Source organism: Mycolicibacterium rhodesiae (assembly GCF_002086695.1).
In the GTDB taxonomy this organism is placed as follows: domain Bacteria; phylum Actinomycetota; class Actinomycetes; order Mycobacteriales; family Mycobacteriaceae; genus Mycobacterium; species Mycobacterium rhodesiae.
On the sequence record NZ_MVIH01000006.1, the window covers coordinates 138,690 to 160,514 of the forward strand.

Annotated in this window: 23 protein-coding genes and 2 pseudogenes; 13 read left to right on the forward strand and 12 right to left on the reverse strand. The window is 63.9% G+C overall.

Features of this window, described 5'->3' with window-relative positions; translation table 11 throughout:
* Nucleotides 1-109: 109 nt before the first annotated feature.
* The 3 genes from BST42_RS15055 to BST42_RS15065 form a co-directional block, all read right to left on the reverse strand.
* Complete coding sequence (locus BST42_RS15055) at nt 110-829, reverse strand: ABC transporter ATP-binding protein (protein ID WP_083120280.1); 720 nt, start codon at nt 827-829, stop codon at nt 110-112.
* A complete protein-coding gene (locus BST42_RS15060) occupies nt 826-1,434 on the reverse strand; it encodes a hypothetical protein (RefSeq protein WP_083120059.1) in 609 nt (202 codons plus the stop codon). The genes BST42_RS15055 and BST42_RS15060 overlap by 4 nt, the downstream gene beginning before the upstream one ends.
* A 139-nt stretch (nt 1,435-1,573) precedes the next feature.
* Nucleotides 1,574-1,807 (reverse strand): hypothetical protein, encoded by a 234-nt coding sequence (locus BST42_RS15065; protein ID WP_083120062.1) that lies wholly within the window; start codon nt 1,805-1,807, stop codon nt 1,574-1,576.
* Between the two features lie 580 nt (nt 1,808-2,387).
* On the opposite strand from BST42_RS15065, the gene BST42_RS15070 reads away from it, so the two are divergent.
* On the forward strand, nt 2,388-3,077 hold the full coding sequence (locus tag BST42_RS15070; protein WP_083120065.1) for a response regulator transcription factor: 690 nt from the start codon (nt 2,388-2,390) through the stop codon (nt 3,075-3,077).
* Here BST42_RS15070 and BST42_RS15075 read toward each other — a convergent pair.
* Nucleotides 3,038-4,444, reverse strand: coding sequence for a HAMP domain-containing sensor histidine kinase (locus tag BST42_RS15075; RefSeq protein ID WP_083120068.1), 1,407 nt, complete (start codon nt 4,442-4,444; stop codon nt 3,038-3,040). The genes BST42_RS15070 and BST42_RS15075 overlap by 40 nt on opposite strands.
* 242 nt (nt 4,445-4,686) lie before the next feature.
* On the reverse strand, nt 4,687-5,499 hold the full coding sequence (locus tag BST42_RS15080; protein WP_083120071.1) for a ZIP family metal transporter: 813 nt from the start codon (nt 5,497-5,499) through the stop codon (nt 4,687-4,689).
* Nucleotides 5,500-5,627: 128 nt separating this feature from the next.
* Here BST42_RS15080 and BST42_RS15085 point away from each other — a divergent pair, with 128 nt between their 5' ends.
* Complete coding sequence (locus BST42_RS15085; protein ID WP_083120074.1) at nt 5,628-6,908, forward strand: COG4705 family protein; 1,281 nt, start codon at nt 5,628-5,630, stop codon at nt 6,906-6,908.
* 22 nt (nt 6,909-6,930) lie between these two features.
* Here the strand turns inward: BST42_RS15085 and BST42_RS15090 are convergent, their stop codons facing one another.
* Together BST42_RS15090 and BST42_RS15095 are read right to left on the reverse strand one after the other, a co-directional pair.
* Entirely contained in the window at nt 6,931-7,686 is a 756-nt protein-coding gene (locus BST42_RS15090) for an ABC transporter permease (RefSeq protein WP_435406039.1), read from the reverse strand.
* 295 nt (nt 7,687-7,981) lie between these two features.
* Nucleotides 7,982-8,164 (reverse strand): hypothetical protein, encoded by a 183-nt coding sequence (locus BST42_RS15095; protein WP_083120077.1) that lies wholly within the window; start codon nt 8,162-8,164, stop codon nt 7,982-7,984.
* A 516-nt stretch (nt 8,165-8,680) separates the two neighbouring features.
* On the opposite strand from BST42_RS15095, the gene BST42_RS15100 reads away from it, so the two are divergent.
* The gene (locus BST42_RS15100) at nt 8,681-9,019 is read left to right on the forward strand and encodes a hypothetical protein (RefSeq protein ID WP_207569505.1); all 339 of its coding nucleotides are present in this window, start codon (nt 8,681-8,683) and stop codon (nt 9,017-9,019) included.
* A 768-nt stretch (nt 9,020-9,787) separates the two neighbouring features.
* Nucleotides 9,788-10,933: a Fic family protein gene (locus BST42_RS15105; RefSeq protein ID WP_276010124.1), complete on the forward strand. Its 1,146-nt coding sequence runs from the start codon at nt 9,788-9,790 to the stop codon at nt 10,931-10,933.
* Nucleotides 10,934-10,977: 44 nt separating this feature from the next.
* Here BST42_RS15105 and nicT read toward each other — a convergent pair whose 3' ends face one another.
* Together nicT and BST42_RS29645 are read right to left on the reverse strand one after the other, a co-directional pair.
* Nucleotides 10,978-12,117 carry a Nickel transporter NicT gene (gene nicT / locus BST42_RS15110; protein WP_207569506.1) on the reverse strand — a complete coding sequence of 380 codons (1,140 nt, stop codon included), beginning with the start codon at nt 12,115-12,117 and terminating at the stop codon, nt 10,978-10,980.
* An 893-nt stretch (nt 12,118-13,010) separates the two neighbouring features.
* Complete coding sequence (locus BST42_RS29645; RefSeq protein WP_165760859.1) at nt 13,011-13,280, reverse strand: hypothetical protein; 270 nt, start codon at nt 13,278-13,280, stop codon at nt 13,011-13,013.
* 45 nt (nt 13,281-13,325) lie between these two features.
* On the opposite strand from BST42_RS29645, the gene BST42_RS30475 reads away from it, so the two are divergent.
* From BST42_RS30475 to BST42_RS15130, 3 genes are all read left to right on the forward strand, one after another.
* A complete protein-coding gene (locus tag BST42_RS30475; protein ID WP_133057465.1) occupies nt 13,326-13,538 on the forward strand; it encodes a hypothetical protein in 213 nt (70 codons plus the stop codon).
* 141 nt (nt 13,539-13,679) lie between these two features.
* Nucleotides 13,680-13,835, forward strand: a complete 156-nt coding sequence (locus BST42_RS30480) for a hypothetical protein (protein ID WP_165760860.1) — start codon at nt 13,680-13,682, stop codon at nt 13,833-13,835.
* A gap of 525 nt (nt 13,836-14,360) precedes the next feature.
* Nucleotides 14,361-15,116: a winged helix-turn-helix domain-containing protein gene (locus BST42_RS15130; RefSeq protein WP_133057466.1), complete on the forward strand. Its 756-nt coding sequence runs from the start codon at nt 14,361-14,363 to the stop codon at nt 15,114-15,116.
* 216 nt (nt 15,117-15,332) lie between these two features.
* Here the strand turns inward: BST42_RS15130 and BST42_RS15135 are convergent, their stop codons facing one another.
* Nucleotides 15,333-15,605: a hypothetical protein gene (locus BST42_RS15135; protein WP_083120086.1), complete on the reverse strand. Its 273-nt coding sequence runs from the start codon at nt 15,603-15,605 to the stop codon at nt 15,333-15,335.
* 312 nt (nt 15,606-15,917) lie between these two features.
* On the opposite strand from BST42_RS15135, the gene BST42_RS15140 reads away from it, so the two are divergent.
* The 5 genes from BST42_RS15140 (at nt 15,918) to BST42_RS15160 (ending at nt 19,742) form a co-directional block, all read left to right on the forward strand.
* Nucleotides 15,918-17,189 (forward strand): L,D-transpeptidase, encoded by a 1,272-nt coding sequence (locus tag BST42_RS15140; protein ID WP_083120087.1) that lies wholly within the window; start codon nt 15,918-15,920, stop codon nt 17,187-17,189.
* A 111-nt stretch (nt 17,190-17,300) separates the two neighbouring features.
* Complete coding sequence (locus tag BST42_RS15145; protein WP_083120088.1) at nt 17,301-17,798, forward strand: hypothetical protein; 498 nt, start codon at nt 17,301-17,303, stop codon at nt 17,796-17,798.
* A 38-nt stretch (nt 17,799-17,836) separates the two neighbouring features.
* Nucleotides 17,837-18,421 (forward strand): TlpA family protein disulfide reductase, encoded by a 585-nt coding sequence (locus BST42_RS15150; protein ID WP_237159438.1) that lies wholly within the window; start codon nt 17,837-17,839, stop codon nt 18,419-18,421.
* Nucleotides 18,418-18,843, forward strand: coding sequence for a BlaI/MecI/CopY family transcriptional regulator (locus BST42_RS15155; protein WP_083120091.1), 426 nt, complete (start codon nt 18,418-18,420; stop codon nt 18,841-18,843). The genes BST42_RS15150 and BST42_RS15155 overlap by 4 nt, the downstream gene beginning before the upstream one ends.
* Entirely contained in the window at nt 18,840-19,742 is a 903-nt protein-coding gene (locus tag BST42_RS15160; protein WP_237159440.1) for a M56 family metallopeptidase, read from the forward strand. The genes BST42_RS15155 and BST42_RS15160 overlap by 4 nt, the downstream gene beginning before the upstream one ends.
* A gap of 209 nt (nt 19,743-19,951) precedes the next feature.
* On the opposite strand, the gene ripB is transcribed toward BST42_RS15160, so the two are convergent.
* Both ripB and BST42_RS30105 read right to left on the reverse strand, forming a co-directional pair.
* Nucleotides 19,952-20,611: an NlpC/P60 family peptidoglycan endopeptidase RipB gene (gene ripB, locus BST42_RS15165; protein WP_353961512.1), complete on the reverse strand. Its 660-nt coding sequence runs from the start codon at nt 20,609-20,611 to the stop codon at nt 19,952-19,954.
* Nucleotides 20,612-20,923: 312 nt separating this feature from the next.
* Nucleotides 20,924-21,019 (reverse strand): annotated as a pseudogene (locus BST42_RS30105) (hypothetical protein); the annotation flags it as partial.
* A 400-nt stretch (nt 21,020-21,419) separates the two neighbouring features.
* On the opposite strand from BST42_RS30105, the pseudogene BST42_RS15170 reads away from it, so the two are divergent.
* A pseudogene (locus BST42_RS15170) lies at nt 21,420-21,797 on the forward strand (L,D-transpeptidase); the annotation flags it as partial.
* Nucleotides 21,798-21,825 lie beyond the last annotated feature (28 nt).

Consider the following 21,825-nt stretch of genomic DNA (forward strand, 5'->3'; position numbering starts at 1 on the left):
GTGCCAGTGCCCGTACCGAAGCAGCGAGTGAGTCGATGTGTGCGCACCACGGTAGGCCCTTCTTCTCTCGACTCCGTCCGCGTCGGCAGATCTGTGTTCCGGATGTTGTTCATGGCACCATCTGTCCGTCGCTGAGGGTGACAACGCGGTCGGCGCTAGCGGCCACCGCCGGGCTGTGGCTGGCGATGACGATCGCGGCTCCGGTCGCTGCGCGCTCCCGCAGCAGGGCCAACACGTCGGTTTCGGTCGCGGTGTCGAGCTCTCCGGTGGGTTCATCGGCCAACACCACCTCCGGGTCGTTGGCCAGCGCGACGGCCAGCCCGGCGCGGGCCAACTCCCCGCCTGATAGCTGCTCGGGGTAGGCGTTGGCACGTTCGGCGATATTCAGCGAGGCCAGCAGCACCGTCGGGTGTGTATGTGCGGATCTGCTGGCCAGCCGCTGGATCAGCAGCAGATTCTGTTCAATAGTCAATGTTGTCAACAGGTTTCGATCCTGATACAGCAGTCCCATGTGTCGCGCGCGAAGCTGACAGCGCAGCTGTTCGGATTGATGACTGATGCGTTGTCCGCGCAGCCTGACGGTGCCGCCGTCGGGTTCGTCCAGACCAGCCAAGCAGGACAGCAACGTCGACTTACCCGAGCCGGAAGGACCGACCACGGCAACCAGTTCACCGGGGTACACGGTCAGTGACACCCCCCGCAGCGCCAGCGTCTCCTCGTCACCGGCGCGGAAGAACCTGTACAGCGATACGGCCTCCAGCACCGGCTTGCTGCCCTGGGAGGGTACAGCCGTAGCGGTAAGGGCCTGCCCCGCTTCGGGCGTGGTCATCGCAGCCATGTGAACGAGTCGGTGATGGTGCGCCACGGGTCGGCGGTGTCCGAGCCCTTCGGCGCGGCCAGCGTGACCACCGCGCCGCGCCCGCCACGGGCGTATTCGTAGCGGGCGACATCCTGACGGACCGACTTTCCGGTGACCGGGTTCGGCGCAGAATCGGCCTGATAGCGGATCACGATCACCGGGCCTGCAGAGCGTTGAACGGTGCTGACGTCTGCTGTGGTGAACCCGGGTGTATGCGCGGCGATGCCGGGGACCTCGATGGTGCGGGCGTACGTTTCGGTGGGTTGATAGAAGCCGTCGTGGGGGGCGACGGTGATGGTGTTGTACTTGTCGCTAAAGGTGACCGTCGAACCGGAATCGGTTCGCGCCCAGCCTTCGGGGTATTTGAGCGTGTAGGACCCGTCGGCAGCGGTGTACGAAACGAAGGCCTGGTTGTCGGGGATGTCGCCGGGCGGGTTTGACTCGGTCACCGACTGCGCGGCGCCGGCCGATGGCGGTGGGGCCGACGATCGGCCGGCGTGACCGGAGGCACCGCACCCGGCGACCACGCCGATGAGCACGACGCCACCGGCCATCGCCGCCAGTACGTTCTTCATGACAGGCATGTTGTTCTCGATTCCTGGATGGGATGTCGCGGCGCGTGAGATCCAGTACGGCTAAGCACCGGGGGATTCGTGTCCCGCCACCGACTGCACGGCCGCAGTCGCCCAGGCGGGCCGATGGCGTTGGGTGCACTCAGCAGGGGGCGTCGGGGACTTCGGGTCCGCCCTGTTCGCCGCCTTGGGCGTTGTCGGTGCCCGGTGCGCCCGGTTGATCGGGGGTGTCTTTGGGTTCGGGAGTGTCGCACTGGTGCGGAGGCGGTGGCGGCGTGGGTGCGGCATACGCCAGCGCCCCGCTGGCACCGCTGAGCGTCGCAGCGGCCAACATGGTGCCGATTCCGGCGAGCAGCCGCTGTGTGGATTTCCTCATGGGTTGTCAATTCCTTTCTGTTTACTCGAGTCGTTGCGGGGCTCGATGACTTCACCGTGCCCTCGACCTGCTGAACATTCGCTGTGCGCGGCTGAAGACGGCGCAACCCCCGGCGGCCACGCCGCGCAACCACGCCAGCAGACACCCTGTGGCGCTGAGGGTTTCACGCAACGTGCGCAATCCGTATCATCTGAATAAGCGTTGGCCGGACGTGTTAGAGATGCGGCGCTCTTAAGCAAACCTCTGAACCAGGTGGTCACTCCGAACCTGTTTTCCGGGTGTGTCGATCTCGGCGCCTACGGCGAACCCTGGAACATGAACCGACCGCACTACGCGACCATGGCCGCTCAGCGAACTCTCAGCACCATGCTGTCATCCTCAGCAGCATCGGAAGCGGCGAGTCGGGGGCCGGCTCAACGCCTCGGACCTTTAGTGGGTCAGCCGATGGAGGCCGGCGCGCCATAGTGGAGATCCTGCTCTCGTTGACCCGTGCGGATACTCTGCCCTAGCGATGGCGCGCCGGCCGTCCGGCGTTCCGGTGCCTGGTGCGTGCGATCCGGTTGATGGAAGGCCACGTGAGATGAAGATTCTGCTCGTCGAAGATGAACCGCATGTGGCATCGAGCCTGAAGCTGGGGCTCGGCGCGGAAGGATTCATTGTCGTGCATGTCGCGACGGGCACCGAAGGCTTGTGGCAAGCGACTGAAAACCATTTCGATGTCATCGTTTTGGACATCATGGTGCCGGAATTGAGCGGTTATGAGGTGCTTCGCCGCCTCCGTGCCCGAAGCGTCTGGACCCCCGTGTTGATGCTGACTGCCAAGGACGGTGAGTATGACCAGGCGGACGCCTTCGAGCTGGGGGCAGACGACTACCTGGTAAAACCGTTTTCCTTCGTCGTTCTGGTCGCCCGGCTGCACGCGCTGGCCCGCCGTGGCGCGCCGGAGCGGCCGGTCGTGATGACCGCCGGTGATCTCACGCTCGATCCCGTACGCCATGTTGTAGAACGTGCCGGTGCTCCAATTGATCTGAGCCCCAGAGAATTTAGCCTGCTCGCTTACTTGATGCGCAATAAGGATGCGGTGTGCACGAAAGCTGACATCTTGCACAGAGTCTGGGATCCGCACTACGAAGGTCCCGACAATATCGTCGAGGTCTACATTCGATATCTTCGTCGCAAGATCGACATTCCGTTCGGCACCAACACCATCGAGACCATTCGCGGCGTGGGCTACCGGTTGGAATCCGGCGTCGTCGCGGCCGGCAACTGAACTGTCACCAACGTTCCGCCCCCCGGTCGGCCGGTGATGGTTATTTGGCCGTCGTGAGCAGCCACGATTTCGGCCACGATGGACAACCCCAACCCGCTCCCGCCCCCGCCACGCGACCGAGAACTATCCAGGCGCACAAACCTGTCGAACACCCGATGACGGTCCGCGGCGGGGATCCCGGGACCGTCATCGGCGACAGTCAGGATCGCCGCGCCTTCTCCGCTTCGAACTTCGACTTCGATTTGCGACGTCGCGTGACGCGCGGCGTTGTCCAGCAAATTCCGCACCACCCGAGACAACGCAGCCGCATCGCCGTTCACCTCGACGGGTTCCGCGGTGATGTGGACCGGATGTCGGCAATTTCGGCGCAGCCGGATCACTTCACCGGTGGCGATCTCGTCGAGCCGGGTCGGCTCGCGATGGAACGTCAGTCCGCGCTCGTCGGCGCGGGCCAACAACAACAAGTCCTCGACGAGCGCGCGCATCCGTTGCGCCTCGGGAACCAGTGTGTCCTTGGCCAAGTCGACATCGAGCAGTTCAGGATGCGCGACGGCGACATCGAGAGCGGAGATGATCGCGGTCAACGGGCTTCGTAACTCATGAGAGGCGTCACCGACAAACTGACGCTGCGCCACATGACCGGCCTCGATTCGATCCAGCATGTGATTCATGGTGACCGCCAGCGCGGAAACCTCGTCGCGACCTGCGGGCACGGGAACACGCTCGGCAAGATCTGCGCTGCTGATCGCCGCGACGCGCGCGCGCATGGCATCTACCGACCGCAGCGACCGCCGAACGAGGCGATACGTTGCGCCGGCCGCTACGGCGACGACCACCGGGGCGGCGAGCAGCAGCAGAATGACTGCGGTACGAACGGTGGACTCTGCGGCGTCGTCGCCGCCGGCGACCACGACGATGAATGACCCCTTGGGTGTCGTGATCGACTGGGCGCTGATCCGCATGTCGCCGTCCGCGGAGCTGGTTGGCGCCATGCCGGTCCGCAAGTCGGCGCTCACCTCGTTCAGCGGGACCAACGGGGTGTCAGAAACGCTGTCCGACCGGCGCAGCACTTTGCCATCGGGAGCGATGACCTGCACGGCGTCGATACGTTGATCGGTTGCCAGCAACGGATCGTCGAGATCGGCGGGTGCATCCTCGATCAGACCGGCCGACACATCACGTACTCGCGCTGCTGCGGCGGCGTCCACACCGGCGATCAGGGAACGATAGAAGACCCCGGTCAACGCCGCGCCGGTCAGGGTGAACGCAACGAAGACGACGGTCCCGGCGATGAGGGCAGACCGGGCCGCGATGCTCCACTGCGGCAGTCGGAACCGCAGTCGTGGTGGCGCCAACGGCTGCGACATCTCAGACGGGAGGACGGCGCCATTCACTCCATCACTGTGCAGCAGTCTCGGCCTGAAGTCATTCTTAACGTGTTTGAGCGCCTCTTCCCAGTAGATGCCAATCAAGCGCCCGCATGACTTCCCGGTTGGGCTCAGCGCCGCCCCGGACACCGGAAGCACACAGCAGGCGGTGCAGCACGCCGCCGCTCAGTAAAGCGTTGCGGGCCAATGCTTCCACGGTCATATGACGCGGTGTAGCGCTCTCAGGCTCCGGCAGCGGTGATGATCGCGTCAGTGGCGAACCCTGCCACGACTCCGATAAAGATGCCCCAAGCGGTCACCAACTTGAGATTGGCGTTCCGTGCGACGGCAAGAAGCTCGATGACCACGTACAGGATGGAGCCAGCCGCCAGGCCGAGAAACGCGACCGATATCGACTCGCTGACAAAGCGCTGCCCGACAAGGGTTCCGATGAAGGTTGGCCCACCCCCGATGAGGCCCAACACCATCAACATTCCCCAGGACGGCCGCTGTCCCGCTAGGGGTGCGACGATACCGAACCCTTCGGTCGCGTTGTGCAGGGCAAAACCGATGACGAGCAGCACCGCGAGGGATAAATCGCCGCTTGCCGCCGAGTTGCCGATCGCCAAGCCTTCGGCGAAATTGTGCAGCCCGATCCCGCTGGCGATCATCAGTGCCAGACGGCGTGTGTCCGTCGCTGTCACGGTGCCGACAGTGTCGGTGGTGCAGGACTGAAAGCTGCTGGGAATACGTGTGTTTCGACTTCGCAAACCGTCCACCCAGGCCAGCCCCAAAAGACCGATGCCGAAGGTCGCTGCCAACAGGGCGCCCTTCACCACCACATCGGCGACCTGATGCGCTGCCAGCGCTCGGTCGACCGGCTCCCACGCATGGGCGAGCACGTCCCACAGCAGAAAGACCAGAATGCCGATCGCGACCGCATTGAGCCCGGCCTTCAGCGTTGGCATCGGCGTGCGTAACCGCCCGATTGGCAGGCCAATAAAAATCGTGAACCCGGCGAAGGCGCCGAGTAGGGCAATCTGGCTTGCCGACATGCTCCTCGCTTCAAACGATTATTTCCGGTCATGAACCGATGATGGTGAGCCTCACCTAAGCACGTCGGCGCCAGCCCGGCTACTGCCTCTCAGCGAGTACTCAGCGACCGCCACCTACGGTCCGTGGCATGACGGAGACGACCACGACTGGCACGCCGACGACCGGGCGCACCCTGCTCAGCAAGGTCCCCGAAGTCACCCTGTGGTTCTGGCTGATCAAGATCCTGTGCACCACAGTCGGCGAAAGCTTCGCCGATTGGATCAACATGACACTCGGTGTCGGACTGATCGATACCGCGTTGATCTTCACCGCCGTGCTCGCCATCGTCCTCGCCTGGCAGGTCAGCCTGAGTCGCTACGTGCCATTTGTGTACTGGCTGACTGTCGTGGTGCTGTCGGTGACCGGCACGCTGTACACCGACATCCTCACCGACCATCTTGGTGTCCCACTCGCGGCGAGTACCAGCGCCTTCGCAGTGGCACTGGGAGTTGCGTTCGCCGTGTGGTATTCGCAAGAGCGGACGCTGTCAATCCACAGCATCGTGACACGACCCCGAGAACTCTTCTACTGGCTTGCGGTACTCATCACCTTCGCCCTCGGGACGGCCGTCGGTGACTGGACGCTGCAGATCACCGGCTGGAGCCCAGGCATCGCGGTACTGCTGCCCGCAACCCTGATCGTTGCGATCGCCATCGGTTGGCGTCTGGGCGCCAACGCAGTCCTGTCCTTCTGGCTGGCCTACATCCTCACCCGGCCTCTGGGCGCGAATCTCGGCGACTGGCTGGGCTTGCCATGGTCTCAGGGCGGCCTCGGCATCGGCACCGCCGGCACCAGCGCCGCCTTCCTTGCCGCAATCCTTGCGACAGTCGGCTACCTCACCTATAGCCGCGTCGACGTAGTGGAGAGTTACGACGGCAGCCATACACCAAGCGTCACCACTACTCCCGGTCGAGAGCGTGTCCTACTCGGCTACTACCTGGTCGTCGCGGCGGCGACCGTGGCCCTGCTTGTCTGGGCCGGTGCTCAACCTCATGAAACCCCCGGCGGCGACGACGAGTCAGACGCCCCGGCTGCCAGTGCCCCGGTCGCCGGTGCGATGACTCTGCCCGGGAATCCGCAACCCGCAACTGCCCACTTCCCGGCGCCCGAGATCGCGCGACTGCGCTCGATCGTGGACGCCACCCTCGTCAGAGTCAAAGCCGGCGACCAAAGTGGCGCGAAAACCACGATCACTGAGCTCGAAACCGCCTGGGACGCCGACGAATCAACGCTACGACCTATGGACGGGTCGGCATGGAGCCGCCTCGACAGCCAGATCGACCAAGCCCTGCACGCCGTGAGGGCAGCCAAGCCCGACACTTCGAGTCAGATCGCCAGCCTCACTGCACTGACCAAATCGCTTGGATGACTTGTCCTTTGGTCATCCGTCACTATCTCGATCCTGGGGCATGGGCCGTGCGATGGACGGCACCCCGGGCGATCAGCTCGAGTGTGACGGCGACGGCACAGGTCTGGGAGAGCAGTATGGACAGCAGAATCAAGATCTGAACCGCACCGGCCTGTATTGCCGACCCTGTGCTCAGCAGCACGCCGACGAAGGCGCCCGGAAGCGTCACAAGACCTACCGTCCTGGTCTGATCCAGGTTCGGCAGAAGTGCGTCAGCGGCGGTGGGGCCGATCATCTCCATCCGAGCAAGACGATCGGTGAATCCCAAGCTGAGTAGCGCTTCCACCTCACCAGCACGCGTGCCGAGGGTGTCCAGTGCACGGCGGGCGGCCACCGAGACCGCGGTCATGGTGCTTCCCAGAAGGATTCCGACGATGGGCACCAAAGCGACGCCCGTGAGCGGTACCAGCCCCGACGCCAGCAGCAAAGGCAGAACCACGGTCATGCCCGTCGCGAGCGCGGCCGTGAGAAGCCAGGACCGATTGGACCGGCTACGCCGCGCCGCAGTGACCGCGGCAGCGACGAACATAACCGCGAGTACACCCACCGACGTCCCGAGACTGCGTAACGCAGCCGTCAGAATCGCGGCCACGGCAGCCAACTGCAACACTGCACGAGTTGCGGCGCGCGGGACTGTCCACGCCGAGCCCAGCGCAGTCAACCAATAGATCGCTGCGGCGGCGATCACCATCACCACGCAGACGACGATCAGTGTCGGGCCCACGATGTGTTGCGACAGTTGCACTCCATCCATTCTGTCGTATCGGAGGATCGGCATCGCCGGTCCTGAGACATGTGATCTGGCGACTTGGCCGCGGGTGAGAACCACAACGAGGCGGTTGTTACTCGCGAAGGCCGTCCCAACACCAGTTCTGTGACGGGCCCATACGCCGAGAACAGCACTCACTCCGAGACGGTTCAGCCGGGCCGTCTTTATCTGAAGTCTGACCGCGTCGTTAACTTCACTTAGGTGCTCAAGTGAAGTTAATAGGGGACGTCCGGCGGATACCTCGGGGTTGTGTATGCGGATCCGCCTACGGTGGACCGGGACTGCCGTAGATGCCAAAACCGTACTGGCGAAGCGGTTCCAATACCGCTTTGCCGACACTAACCGCGGGATCGGTGTTGGGGTTGTCAGCCGAGCTCGCGAATGCCAACATCCCGCCGTCGACGAAGGTGAACGCGTACCACTGACTGCCCTCGTTCGCTAAGTCCACCCTGCATCGCCAACTCGGTGGGAAAGCGGGCGATCATCACGTTGGTGACTTGCCCCCGTGGGTGCACCCGTGCACTGCACGCCGCGACTGCGGTCGCGTTCGGCAACTCTTTATAGGGAACTCGAACGTCGTAGACGGGTGGAGCACAGACCGCGGCCGCCCAGTCGGACGGCCATTCCCGCACCTTGTTTATCGCGCTGTATTCATCACCAGGCGGCAGTGGGTCACGAACCTCATACAAGATGGGGCTGCGGAGACGCACGGATACGCCGTACTGGTGAAGGCGCACCGCGGGTGCAATGACGACCGCCGCAGGCACGGCGAGCGCCACCAGAGTCGCGCCGACTAGCAATGGCCAATCTCGTTGCCGCATCAACGAACCCCCAAACGTCTACCGCGTTGCCGCCATGATGCACCGTGTAGCGCGAACCGACCCATCCCAGGACCAACCTCCGATGCCACGACCTTCGGGACAACACCCGGTCGATCCCGTTGTAGTGAAGCTAGGGTTGAGAGGTGCAATCGGTAGGCACCGTGCGGGAGTGGCACACCGAGGAGGGGTGGGGTGTCATTGATTGTCCCGATACCCCAGGGGGCTGCTTTGTCCACTTCAGTCACCTCTTCCACGTGGACATCCCGACGCCTGGTCCCGGTGAAGTCGTCGAGGTCTCCGGCGGATTCCGTGAGGCCTTCGAGGGCGAGACTGTGGATTTCGACTGGCAACCGACCGCCTACCCCGGAAGTCAAGACGGTTACTCATTTGTCGCCATCACCGTATGGCCTCGTGGGCGAGCGGCACCGCACCGCACCGTCCGCTACTACAAGGACGGCGAAAGTCCATATCACTCAGGATGATTCGACGCCATCTCGGTCGTAGGGATCGGAACCGTCACCCGCAGCGGCAGGTTGCCGCAGTCGTCTGCACCGCCGAAGCCTTCACGCGGAAGCGGTGTCGGGCTTGCTGTCGCCCCCACATCCAGGGTGGCTCCGACGGATTGGTGGAGGGTCTCTGCTTTCCGTGTCGTTTCCCGCGAGGGCGCCGAAAGGTGCATCGAGCAGCAGTTCGCCAACGCCGGCACCTCGGCACCTCGGCGCAACGACTCACAGCTCGGGCAGCGGCACGCCAGCAGCATCACAGCGCAATGGCGAACGGCCGCAATAAGTCCACGCCGTGCCCTGTGAGCCGCGGCTGGGTCCACAACCAGGTGGCGGAACTGCTGGCCACGCCGTCACTTGGGCCCTAAATACCATCTCTGACCAGCGCCCCCGGCAGGAATCGAACCTGCGACCTAGGGATTTGGAATCCGGGGTGCCGATGAGTTCCGGGAAAGTACTCGTTTATGCTGGTAGGAAATGGTTTTTGCTTCTGGGTGATGCGGCCTCGGACCGGCTGATTCCGGGTGATTCTTGGTCATAATCGCCGAATAAACGGCAACGCGGATCTGCCCATGCAACAGCCCGTCACGGTGTTGCTATGCGCTGCGCGGCTCGACGATCACGTCAATGCGAAGTGATAACAGTGATGCGCTTATTATCAGTTATGTATCTAAGTGATGATAACCTGACCGAGTGTCATCACATGGCGCTTCGACTGCCGTGCAGTACGAGACCCTGACATGGAATATGCCGACCGAGGCCGGATACGGGCGGCACAACGTGCGCGCAGCGTTGCGGCAGTCCGGCGAGTACCGCGCAGCGATTCCTGCAGAGATCGCCAATCTTGAGATCTCCCTGCCCTCCCGCGTCATCGCCGATGCCGAGGAAGCCAGTCAAGAGATCGCCCGTTTCGACGCGGAACTTGGCGAGGAGATTGCCCCCTTCGCTTCGGTGCTGCTCCGATCAGAGTCGGCCGCCAGCTCCAAGATCGAAAACCTGACCGCCTCCGCGCGCGCAATCGCCGAAGCCGAGACTCTCGGGCAATCCAGCCGCCGCAACGCCTCGGTGATCGTCGCCAACACCCAGGCTATGCAAGCCGCCCTCGCCCTGGCCGACCGCATCGACGGCGACGCCATCCTAGCGATGCACGCCGCGCTAATGAACGCCAGCAATCCCGACATCGCCGGCAAGTGGCGAACCGAGCAGGTGTGGATCGGTGGCGGCGACTTCGGCCCTCGCGGCGCCGACTACATCGCCCCGCACCACAGCAGAGTGCCAGGAGCCATCGACGACCTGATCGCGTTCTCCGGGCGCGGCGACATCCCTGTTCTTCCTCAGATCGCCATCGCCCACGCGCAGTTCGAGACCATTCACCCGTTCCCGGACGGCAATGGCCGCACCGGCAGGGCACTCATCCAGGCCCTGTTGCGCAACAAGCGGCTGGCTCGTCAGGTCACGGTCCCGGTCTCGGCGGGGCTGCTCACCGACACCGATTCCTATTTCGAGGCGCTAAACGCATACCGCGAGGGCGACCCCGCTCCGATCGTCGAAAAGCTCTCGGCCGCCTCTGTTTTAGCGGTCGCCAACGGCCGCCACCTCGTCGGCGACTTGCAAGTGGTCAGGCAAGTTTGGGCATCGAACATCACCGCTCGCCGGGATTCCGCGGTGCACCGTATTGCCGACATGTTGATCAGGCGCCCGGTCGTCAACGCAAAACTATTGACGCGTGAACTCAACATCCCGATGAGCAACGTCTACCGCTATTTGGACCCTTTGATAAAGGCGGGGATCATCATCGAGTTCACAGACCAGTCGCGGAATCGCGCGTGGCGTGCACCTGAGGTGCTGCATGCCCTTGATGCGTTCGCCCTCCGCGCCGGACGTCGCGGCTGATCACGCCACTTGTGCGCCTTCAGCCCAGTCCTCAAGCAGGTGAGTTACATGGTGAGGTTGGTGCTCCAGCGTTCTTCGATGCGGCCGAATCGCCAGATGGAAATGGCAAGGACCCAGGAGACGACGAACAGGGCGACGGTGATATAGCCGACGTAGTCGAGGCTGATGTTGGCGATCGCGGCCAGCGGTCCGGATGCGATGTGGAGTCGGTCGGCGAGGACGCCGACGAGTTCGATGGTGCCGATGATGAGGGCGACGGCCACCGACAGGGTGGTGATGGTCAGGTTGTAGAAGATCTTGCGGACGGGTTTGGCGAAGGCCCAGCCGTAGGCGTAGTTCATGAAGACGCCGTCGGTGGTGTCCATCAGGGACATGCCGGCTGCGAACAGAATCGGTAGCACGAGGATGGCGTAGAAGGGCAGATTGAAAGCAGCGGCGCCACCGGCCAGGACCAGGAGGCCGACTTCGGTGGCGGTGTCGAATCCGAGGCCGAACAGGACGCCGATGGGGTAGATGTGCCAGGGTTTGGTCACGGATTTGGTCAGCCCACCGAGGAAGCGGTTCATGAATCCGCGTGAGTCGAGCTGCTTTTCGAGTTCGGCTTCGTCGTATCGGCCTTGCTTCAGCTCGCGGAACACTTTGATGATGCCTAGCAGCGCGATCAGGTTCAGGATGCCGATGATCCAGAGGAACACCCCAGAGACCGACGGGCCGATCATGCTCGCGATGGTATGCAGGGGTGAGTTTTCGTCTTCCACTGGGCCGACGAGGGCGCGCACTCCGACAGACAGCAGAAAGGCGAGGGCGAACACTATAGTGGAGTGGCCCAGGGAGAACCAGAATCCTACGGACAAGGGTTTGCGGACTACTCGGTTTTGGAGGTTGTCGGCAATGAGTTTGCGGGTCGTGTTGTCCACAGCCGCGATGTGGTCGGCATCGAATGCGTGCCGTAATCCAAAGGTGTAGGCCAAAATTCCGACCCCGACGGTGAATACGGGATGGTCTCCGCCGAGGCTGTAGTGCTCGGGAACCACGAACGCGAATAACACGCCGAACCCGATCAGGTGCAGCGCGATAATGAACCCGTACATGCCCACCAGTGACCGTTTGTCTGCGCGGGACAACGAGCGGCGAAATTGCGCGAATCCGCTGGCAGCCGCAAGCTCGATCTCCGATGTAGTCACGGGAGTGGAGCCTATTCGTCATATGATTGTCTGTCTAGGTGAAAAGATGGACGGAGGCGATCGCACACCTTCACCGTCGGCGGCCCGAGGCCAACACGGCCTACCTCACGCCTTCATCTATCGATAACCATGCTTTGCGGGGCCCCACGCCGCCGACAACGCCGGATGCGCCGCCATCGACAGTTGAGGTCCAAACTGTTTTATACCCCCTAGGGGTATAAAAGCGTCAGTAGGATGGCGTCTTTTTCGAATGGCGACTGGCACGAGTCTCCTTCGGATAAGACAATCCGTCGTGAGGGATGGCTGACCGGTCGACGCCAGTCAGCCTGCATGCAGTCTCTGTGGCCGATCTGGCATGCGAACGTTATAGACCGCTGCTCGTGCACAGTCGCCGTTGATGCCAATGTCGAAGTGTGGTAACCGAGAAGGCAACCAAGACCGACAGTCGACTTGCCGCGCGGTGCGCAGCGGTAGCCTCCATCGGAGCTGCTGTCATCCACTTCGCCGTGGCACCGATGCACTGGAGCGACTGGCTGCCGTCGGGAGTGTTTTTCGCCGGCATCGCACTATTCCAGCTGGTATGGGGGTTTCTTGCGTGGTCATTCCCGACGAGATTGCTTCTAGCGGCTGGAGTTATAGGCAACGCGGCTTCAGCGGCGTTGTGGGCCTTGTCCCGGACTGCGGGCGCGCCGATGGGCCCGAACGCGGGCGAACCGGAGGCCGTCGAGGCGGCTGGCATCTGCGTCCTATTACTGCAGTGCTACGTGGTCATGGGTGCGGCGTGGGCGTTGCATCGACGCAGTCAGCCAGAAGTGGTATCGGGCTTCTCGAGAGCCTTCGTGTTGTTGGGCGCGAACACGTTGATGGTCGGCGCGGTCACCATCGGTCTCGCTTCAAGTCTCCAGGGACACCACCAGCACCACGGTGATGCGGCGGTGGCCGAAGTTGACCAACGCCAGACACACGCCACGAACACCGAGGGTCACCATCATCACGCCGACCCTCTCGCCCCGCCGGATAGCGGTGTAATTGTCCCCGACCCTGCAGAAGAGCCCGTCGAGTCGGGTAGACCAGTGACGGACATGGGGCTGACCACCGACGGTGATCATCACGCAGCGGACTCTCTCGCACCGGCTGAGGCCGATGGCCATCAGCACAGCCACGGCGACGGAGGCTGAATCGGCGCGATCGAAGGGTGCTGCCGCTTAGTGGCTGTGCTCGAAGAGCGCCAATGTGTGCACCAAGGAGCCGTCGACGAAGTAGGCGCGGCATTCGAAGTGGTCCTGCAACGGCATTATGGATACCGGTACTGCCAAGGAGCTCAAGGAGCGCGCGCGCAGAACGCCCGACTGAAGCGGCTGCTTGCCGAGGCCGAGCTCGAGAAGGAGGCGCTGCGGGAGGTCGCGAAGGGAAAATTCTGAGCCCAGCTGCCAAGCGCCGCGCCGCGGACATGCTCAAGACGATGTTGAGCATGTCGGAGGGGTTGGCGTGCAAAGCCGTTGGGCTGGCCCCGCTCCACCTATCGCCGGCTGCCGCTGACCCCAGCCGATCCGGAGGCCGAAATGAGGGCCTGGCTGCACGCCTACGCCACCAAACATCCCTGCCACGGGTTCAGGCGGCGAGCCTGGGCGGCGCTGCGCTACGACGAGCGCCGTGAGGTCCGCAAGAAGAAGACCCACCGCCTCCGGCGCGAGGAAAGTCTGCTTGCGGCTGCATAGCCCGCGCAAGCGGGCCCGCACCTTGAACATTGGAGTCGACGACAACCAACATGCATCTCCTTGTATCCGATTGCTACGCGTGTCTGGCGGGACAGCCGGTCGCCCGATTCCTACTATTCTGCATAGTAGGTTCGTGGAAAGCCGGTCGCTGGCTACGGACACGGGCGGGCGCGCTGCACGAGAAGCAGCCAGAAAGCGATGCGATCGAGTGCAGGATCAGTCGGATAGTGCCAGGCTTCGTAGCGAACCGCTACCAACGTCTCACGTTGTGGGTTGGAGTTGTCAATAGAAGTACCTTCACATCTGCGCAGATCTATCGACGTGGGCTAGCCACCCATGCTTACGGTTCACGATGACCCGTCGTATCACTTTGACAAATATCGGTTTCCCACCGAATGTGTCGGATCGCCTTTGCGTTCGAGCGCCGAGCTAAGAATACTTGGCATCCGCTTCGCGTCAGTTATTCCGCGACACACGCGGTGCGGTCTTCTGTTTGCCTACGTAGTAGTTCAGTATTGAGAAGTGGTGGACAACCGGGACGCGTCGACGCCTGCGGCATTGGCAGTAACGCTCATTGGAAATCATGCCAGCTGGATGGAGGCGATTGTCGACTACTTTCGACGCGACGAAGTCCACATCACCTTGGTCGACGACCACGCTCGAGCTCTTCACATCGTCGAGCGGAACCAACCGAGCTTCATCGCCTTTGACACCGACGATCTCGATGCGGCAGCGCTAGAGACGTGCCGAAACGTGCGGGCAATCGCCGATAGTCACATCACAATTTGCTGCACTCGTGGTGACGAGGCGGCCGTGGTGGCCGGCCTAGCGGCCGGCGCCGACGATGTGCTTACCGGGCGTCACACCAGTCGTGAACTGGCAGCCCGGATCCGGGCAGTCCAACGGCGGCGCAGAAGTGCTGCTTCCGCAGCGATCCGAAGGGGGAGCGCGCCAGGGCAGTACACCTGCGGCTCGATGGTCATCGACGTGACGCGACGGCAGGTCTATGTCGGTGCGGACCACGTCAACGTGACCAGAACCCAGTTCGACATTCTTGTCGAACTGGCCAGACGAGGCGGCGCGGTCACGACCCGAGAAGAACTAGTCGCGGCAGTATGGGGGGCCCGACAGAAAGCCAACCTCGACACTATGACCACGCACGTCAGGCAGCTCAGGCGCCGCCTCGGCGAGGACTCCGAGCGACCCGTATTCGTGATCAGTGTCCGAGGTGTTGGCTACCGTCTGGGACCGAAGGTAAAAGCGGTTGACCTGACGCAGTGACGATTCCCCGGCGAGACATCAACTGCGAACCTTCCACGCCACCGAATCCCTCAGTAACATAGGCACTCAGCACCCACGTGCAAATCGCAAGATGCAGGTTGGTTCGCCGCGTCAAGGCAGAGCACGAAGGAGTGCCCTTCGAGGGTTGCACCACAACGTGCTGGGTACGACATCCCTCGGTTGCCGGCGAATGTGGTCGGCCACTATTCCTGAGCCCTACGTCTTCACTGCAGAGCCAACGGCGAAGAATCCGACGAAGACAAGGACTGCCGCCATGGGGTAGCCGATGAGGAGGTCCTGATAACCCATGACGTGAAGCTTTCCGAGATGGGTGACCATATGCGTTACTCCCATGACCGCGCCGACGACAACGAGGGACCAGCCAGCGATACGCCGGCGCCGCAGGCGCCTGTAGGCCGGGGTATAGATCGATTGATGTGCGAAGCGGCCCTTCGAATCTTGCCGTTTGATGCGACGAATCGGACTCACAAGCTCATCCCTTCTGAAAGTCGAGCCACGTAACCTACTGTATAACGCAGTACTGCATCGGAACGTGGATGCGCACGGTGCTGAAATCGGTGAAGACTTATTCACTCGAAACATCCGTCACAGTCTCAGTGTGGTAACCGTCTGGACCCGCCGTGTGCGGGATCGGATTGGTGCGCGCGTCGACCGGTTACCTAGGGTGATGTGCGGGCGTGCCGCGTAGCGGCGGTGGGTCCAGGCTCGACGTACCTACTATGTAGGATAGTAGTCAGGGTTGGCCGGGCCGGTGACGCAGGCCTAATCGGACACAGGGAGATGAGCTTGGTCGTCGATCGTCGGCTCAAAGTCTTCGTGCTTGCCGCCGTTTTACTGATCACCGCGGTGCTGGGAGCCGTGGTGAGTGTAAACCTGGGGCGCTGCGTCACGAACTGCACACCGGCCACCTCCCCCGGTGCGTTGTCCGGCGACAAGGCTGCTCCGCCGGGGCCGGCGGTGTTGGCCATCACACCCGGGCGCGGTGCGGCCGATGTTGACCCGTTGGCGCCGGTGACCGTGACGGCGACATCGGGCACGCTGGCCGAGGTGGTGATGGTCAACGAGCAGGGCAACCGCATCGTCGGCATCACCACCCCCGACAACACCGTGTGGAAACCCGGTGTGCCGCTGGGTTATGGACGCACCTACACCGTCACAGCGACCGCCGTCGGAGCCAACGGCGCTCCCACGCGCCAGAGTTCGACGTTCTCGACGCTGACGCCCAGTAACCAGACCAAGGTCGCGCTGACCACGACAGCGGGGACCGCGTTGCGTGACGGCGCCACCTACGGCATCGGCACCGTTGTGGTGGCCCACTTCGATGAACCGATCACCGACAAGGCGGCCGCCGAGCGGCAACTCTCGGTGACCACCTCGCCCCCGGTGCGCGGCTCGTGGTACTGGCTTGACGATCAGAACGCGCATTGGCGCCCACCGCAGTATCTTTCACCCGGAACAGTGGTGACCGTCGAGGCCAACATCTACGGCGCACCGCTGGGTCAGGGGCTCTACGGCCAGGAGGACGCCCGGGTCAGCTTCAGGATCGGCGACGCCCACGTATCGATCGCCGACGACCTGACCAAGCAAGTCAGCGTCTATAACAATGGCCAACTGGTGCGCACCATGCCCACGTCAATGGGGATGGGCGGCAGCGAAACGGTAAACGGACAGACGATTTCGTTTTGGACTCAGCGCGGCATTTACACGGTGATGGACAAAGCCGACCGGGTGGTGATGGATTCATCGACCTACGGTCTACCCATCAATTCGCGGCTGGGATACCGGGAAACGATCTCGCTCGCCACCCGTATCAGTACCGACGGCATCTATCTGCACCGGCTCGATGCCACGGTGTGGGCGCAGGGCAACACCAACGTCTCCCATGGCTGCTTGAACCTGAACGCGGACAACGCCCGTTGGTTCTTTGACTTCTCGGTGCCCGGTGACGTCGTCGAGGTCCGCAATACCGGCGGCGAGCCTCTGAAGGTGTGGCAGAACGGCGATTGGAGTATGCCCTGGGACAAGTGGCTCCAGGGCAGCGCGTTGTCCTGACCGCGTCGCGGGCGCTGACGACCCCAACGATCACCTGCACCGATTAAATACTATGGGGATTAGTACTAAGCTGAGCGATGTTGTCGGACGGGTGTGCGGGATGGTGGTCAAATGATGGCGCGTCGTGTGGTGTGGCTGCAATTGGTCGTCGCGGTGACGGCGGCGGCAGTCGTCGCCGTGGCAGTGGGCGTGCCGAGCGCCATGCTGGCCAACCCCTTTTTCGTGCGCATGACCCCGGTGCCATGGTGGAGCTATGCCGTGTGGGCGCTGACCGCGGCGCTCAGCGGCGTGCTGGCGGCGACCTATGTCAATCGCCGCGCGACCGTATCCGCGGCGCCGGGACGTGCGGGAATCCTCGCCAACATCGGCTCGGTGCTGGCGGTGGGCTGCCCGCTCTGTAACAAACTGGTGGTGGCCGCCCTCGGCGTCAGCGGGGCACTGACGGTTTGGGCGCCGATTCAGCCGCTCATCGCCGCCGCGTCCCTGGCGTTGCTGGGATGGGCGCTGTGGCGGCGGCTGACGACATTGCGTTCCTGCCCGGCCGGCGGTGACGGTGCGCTAATGCCTGCGGTGACCGCGGCGCCGTCGGCGCCCGAGCGTGATAGTTAGCCGTGCGGGGGCGAGCCGGGGCCGTAGTGGTCGCCGCCGTGGCGGTGACCGTCGCTGGTGTGGCCGTCAATCACGGCCCGAACTCCGCGCCGGCCGGGCAGCGATTGACGGCCGAGCGTGCCGAGGCAAATGACCCCGCGGTGACCGAAGCCGGCGCCACACCGTGCCCGGCGCCGATGCCCGGAGCCGCGCCGGTTCCGACGTTGTCCGGGGTGATGGCCCTTTGCCTGGGGTCCGCAGCGTCGGTGGATGTGGGCGCCGCCGTGGCCGGCGCGCCGACGCTGCTCAATCTGTGGGCGTCATGGTGTGCGCCGTGTCGTGAGGAGATGCCGGTGCTCAACGCCTACACAGATACCCCCGGGGCGGTGCGGGTCATCGGTGTCAATGTGCGCGACCGCCCGTCCTCGGCGGCGGCGCTGATCCGGGATCTGCACATCGGCTATCCCTCGTTCACCCACGCCGATACGGTGGTCGGCGCGTTGGGGGCGCCGCAGCTGCTGCCACTGAGCTACCTTGTCGATACCGACGGATCGGTGCGCCGCCTGCCGATGCTGGTGTTTGGCGATGTCGCAGCGGTCACCGATTCGGTCGCCGCCGCGCGTGGGGAAAGGCAGGTGTCATGACAGCGCGCAAAGCGACCGGCCGGACGTCGCGGCACGCCGCTGCGCGCCCGACCCGGCCGCTGCCCGGGCTGGGCGAGTTGGAGGCGGCGATCATGGATGTGGTCTGGCGCACCGACGATGCGGTGCGGGTCCGTGACGTCCTCGACGAACTCGAACCCGTCCGCAAGCCCGCATATACGACCGTGATGACGGTGATGGACAACCTCTACCGCAAGGGATGGTTGAGCCGTGAGCTCGACGGGCGCGCCTATAGTTACCAGGCCACCCGTGACCGCATTCAGGCGGCCACCGACGCGCTGCGTGACCTACTGGCCGACAGCGGCGACCCGGCCGCGGCGCTGCTGCACTTCGCGCGCAGCGCCACCACCGCCGAGTCGCGGGCCCTGACCCGCGGTTTGAAAGAGCGGGGTCGACGGCGGTGACCGCGGTGATGTGGTGGACCATCGGCGGCATAGCTGTCGGTGTCCTCACACCGCCGCTGTTGCGGGCGTTGACCCGCCGCGGCGTTGACGCCGCGGTGCTGTTGGCCGTATGGGGGGTGCTGGTGTGCGTCACGCTCACCGCGGTGGCACTGCCGGGGCTGGCCGAATTGCTGCACCGGTGTTGGCTGGCATTGCACGCCGGCCCGCCCGGAGGGGTGGATACCATCGCGGGCATCATCAGTGCAGCCGCGCTGGGCATCGCCGCAATACGCGGCGGCTGGCAACTGAGCCTCACGGGCCGGCATCGACGTCGCTTGCACAACAAGCACGCCGAGCTGGCGTGGTTGCTGACCGGTCGGGGTCCGCAACCGGGCGCGGTGCTATGGCTGCCGGCCGCCGAGCCGCTGGCCTACAGCCTGGCCGGCGATCCGCCGCTGGTGGTGATGAGCACCGGATTGCAGCAGTGTCTGGACCGCGCATCGGTGCGCGCCGTGGAAGCCCATGAGCGCGCGCACGTGGGCCGGCGCCACCATCTGCTGATCGCCGTCGCGCAAGCCGTCGCCGCCGGGCTAGGATGGCTACCTTTGATGCGCCACTCGCCGTCGCTGGTGCGCACACTGGTCGAACTGGACGCCGACGCGCACGCCGCCCGCACCCACGGCCGCCAGGGGCTGCGCCGGGCGCTGCACGCCTTGAAGAGCGCTCCCGCACCGTCGCCAGCACTGGGCATCGCTGGCGACTGCACCGAGCTGCGACTAGCCCGGCTCGACGGACGCCGCCCATCAGCGGGCCGCATCGCCGGCTCCAGTGCGGTCTGGGGCGCCACTCTGGTGCTGGCCGTCACCACCGTGCTGACCTTCGCCGCCCTGACCGGGCTAGCGTCCTGCACCACGGGCTGACCGCACCGGCTGGCCACAGTTCGTCCTGACATGTCGGATCAGGTGTGCGCCCGCAGAAGATGCGTTCCCACGATGCGGTGGTCGACCCCGTTCCACGCGCCGTCGACCACCGATTCAGAGGTGCGGCAACGTGTTCAGTGGAGGATTCTTGTGCGTCGTCGGCGCCCCTGAGCTCAGGGTGCCGCGTGCCGAAGCCCGTACATCACAAATCAGCTTTCGATGACACGTGTCACATACGGTGTCATTCCACCGGTTCGTACCGGCGAGATCTTGACCGGTACGCCGGTTTGCTGGGCTTCGAGCATCTGGCCGTCGCCGAGGTAGAGGGCCTCGTGCTGGCTGCCGCCGGGACCCCAGAACAGCAGGTCGCCGCGCTTGGCCTCCGACGGCGGTACGTGGCGGCCCGCCGTGTACTGGTCACCGGAGTACCGGGGGAGCAGGACACCGACGCCGGCGAACGCGTAGCGTGTCAGGCCCGAGCAGTCGAAGCCCACGGTGTTGGCGCCGGAGTCGATGCCGCGGCTTGGCCCCGTGAGGCTGCCGCCGCCCCAGGAGTACGGCACACCCAGCTGGGAGACGGCGCGACGGATCACATACTCGATCGCCTGCCTGCCGTACACGCGTCGCCCGGGAGCAACAGGCGTTGGGCTACCTGCCTCCGACCCTCCGATACCGATGCTGCTGAGGAACTTTCGGCCCAGGTCCAGCGTGGTCTGAGTGGCGACATTCGTCGCTTGCAGCGAGGCGTTCGCGATCGCTATGGGATCCCCGGGTGCGCCGGCGCTAAGAACTATCGGCAACGTCGGATCCCACAGGCTGTTATCGGCGCGGGCCGGGCCGGGCAGGGTCAGGCCGAGCAGTAGCCCGATAAGACCAATGATGATGCCCAACCGGGACAAAGGGTTCCACCACCCGTCAGTAATCGATGAGTCGCCGACGTACGTACGCGATACGTACCAATTTCACCATAAGTCACTTGAGTCACATAAGTAACAACCACAAATTTCACTTTTGTAACTTTGGAATTGGCAGTGTATGGGGCCCCGCGAAGAGCAGATGTCGCTGTTTGCGAATCGACTGAGTAGGCGCAGAAGCGGCAGGCGGCTGCGTCGCCACAGGAACCAAACGGGCTGGGCAATGACGCGCTATCACTCGTGCGACCACCCGAGCCAGCACTGTGGAAGCCAGACGATGGTGCCGACACTGACCATATTCGGCCGATTGAGCGAGTGCACGCGCGATGTGATCGCGGTCCCTGAAATCGGTGAGGACACCACTAGCGCTCCGCTCTGCCCGGTATGGGCCCGACGCTACTATCAGACTTAGTACTAACTCGCTCAGTAGGTGAATCGGGCCGTGCGGAGGCGGCTATCAGATTCGTTGTTGCAGTGTCATCCATCGTCGAGCGGTGTTCGAGCGCGCCGAGGATCGGCATACGTGGTGGTTACGTAGCGCGGTCTTTGATGCGCACCGTGGGTGAGAGGAGGGTCCGTGCACAGCATGCGGCGCGTCCCAGCGGTATTGACGGTCATTGCCGCGGCGCTGGCCGTGGCGCCTCCGCCGTTGGTTTCGGGGAAAGCCTCATCATCGAGCCCATCGAACATGCAGGGCCGCGTAGCGATGATCCGCCCAGGACCTGCGGACAGGTGGTTGGGGTCGAACATCCGGTGCTGGTGGGGCGTGGCCGACGTGTCGGCGCACACGTTCACCGTGAGTATCGATGGCCAAGTGGTGCGTCAGATGCCGGGCGTCGATGGGTAAGCTTGGGTTCGAAACTCCGCGAGGGACATTCACAGCGCTGGAGAAGCAACGCAGCGTGGTCTTCGACTCGCGAACAATCGGCATTCCCCTTAGCGATCCTGAGGTTATCTGATCGAGGGCGAGTACGCGGTGCGGGTGGCATGGGGCGGGGTCTACGTGCACTCCGCTCCGTGGTCGGTGGGGTCGCAGGGCTCGGCCAATGTCAGCCACGGATGCATCAACCTCAGCCCGGCAAACGCCGAATGGTATTTCAACACCATCCACGTCGGCGACCCGGTCATCGTGCAAATCTAGCCGCTGCCCGCTGCGGCTGATCAATGTC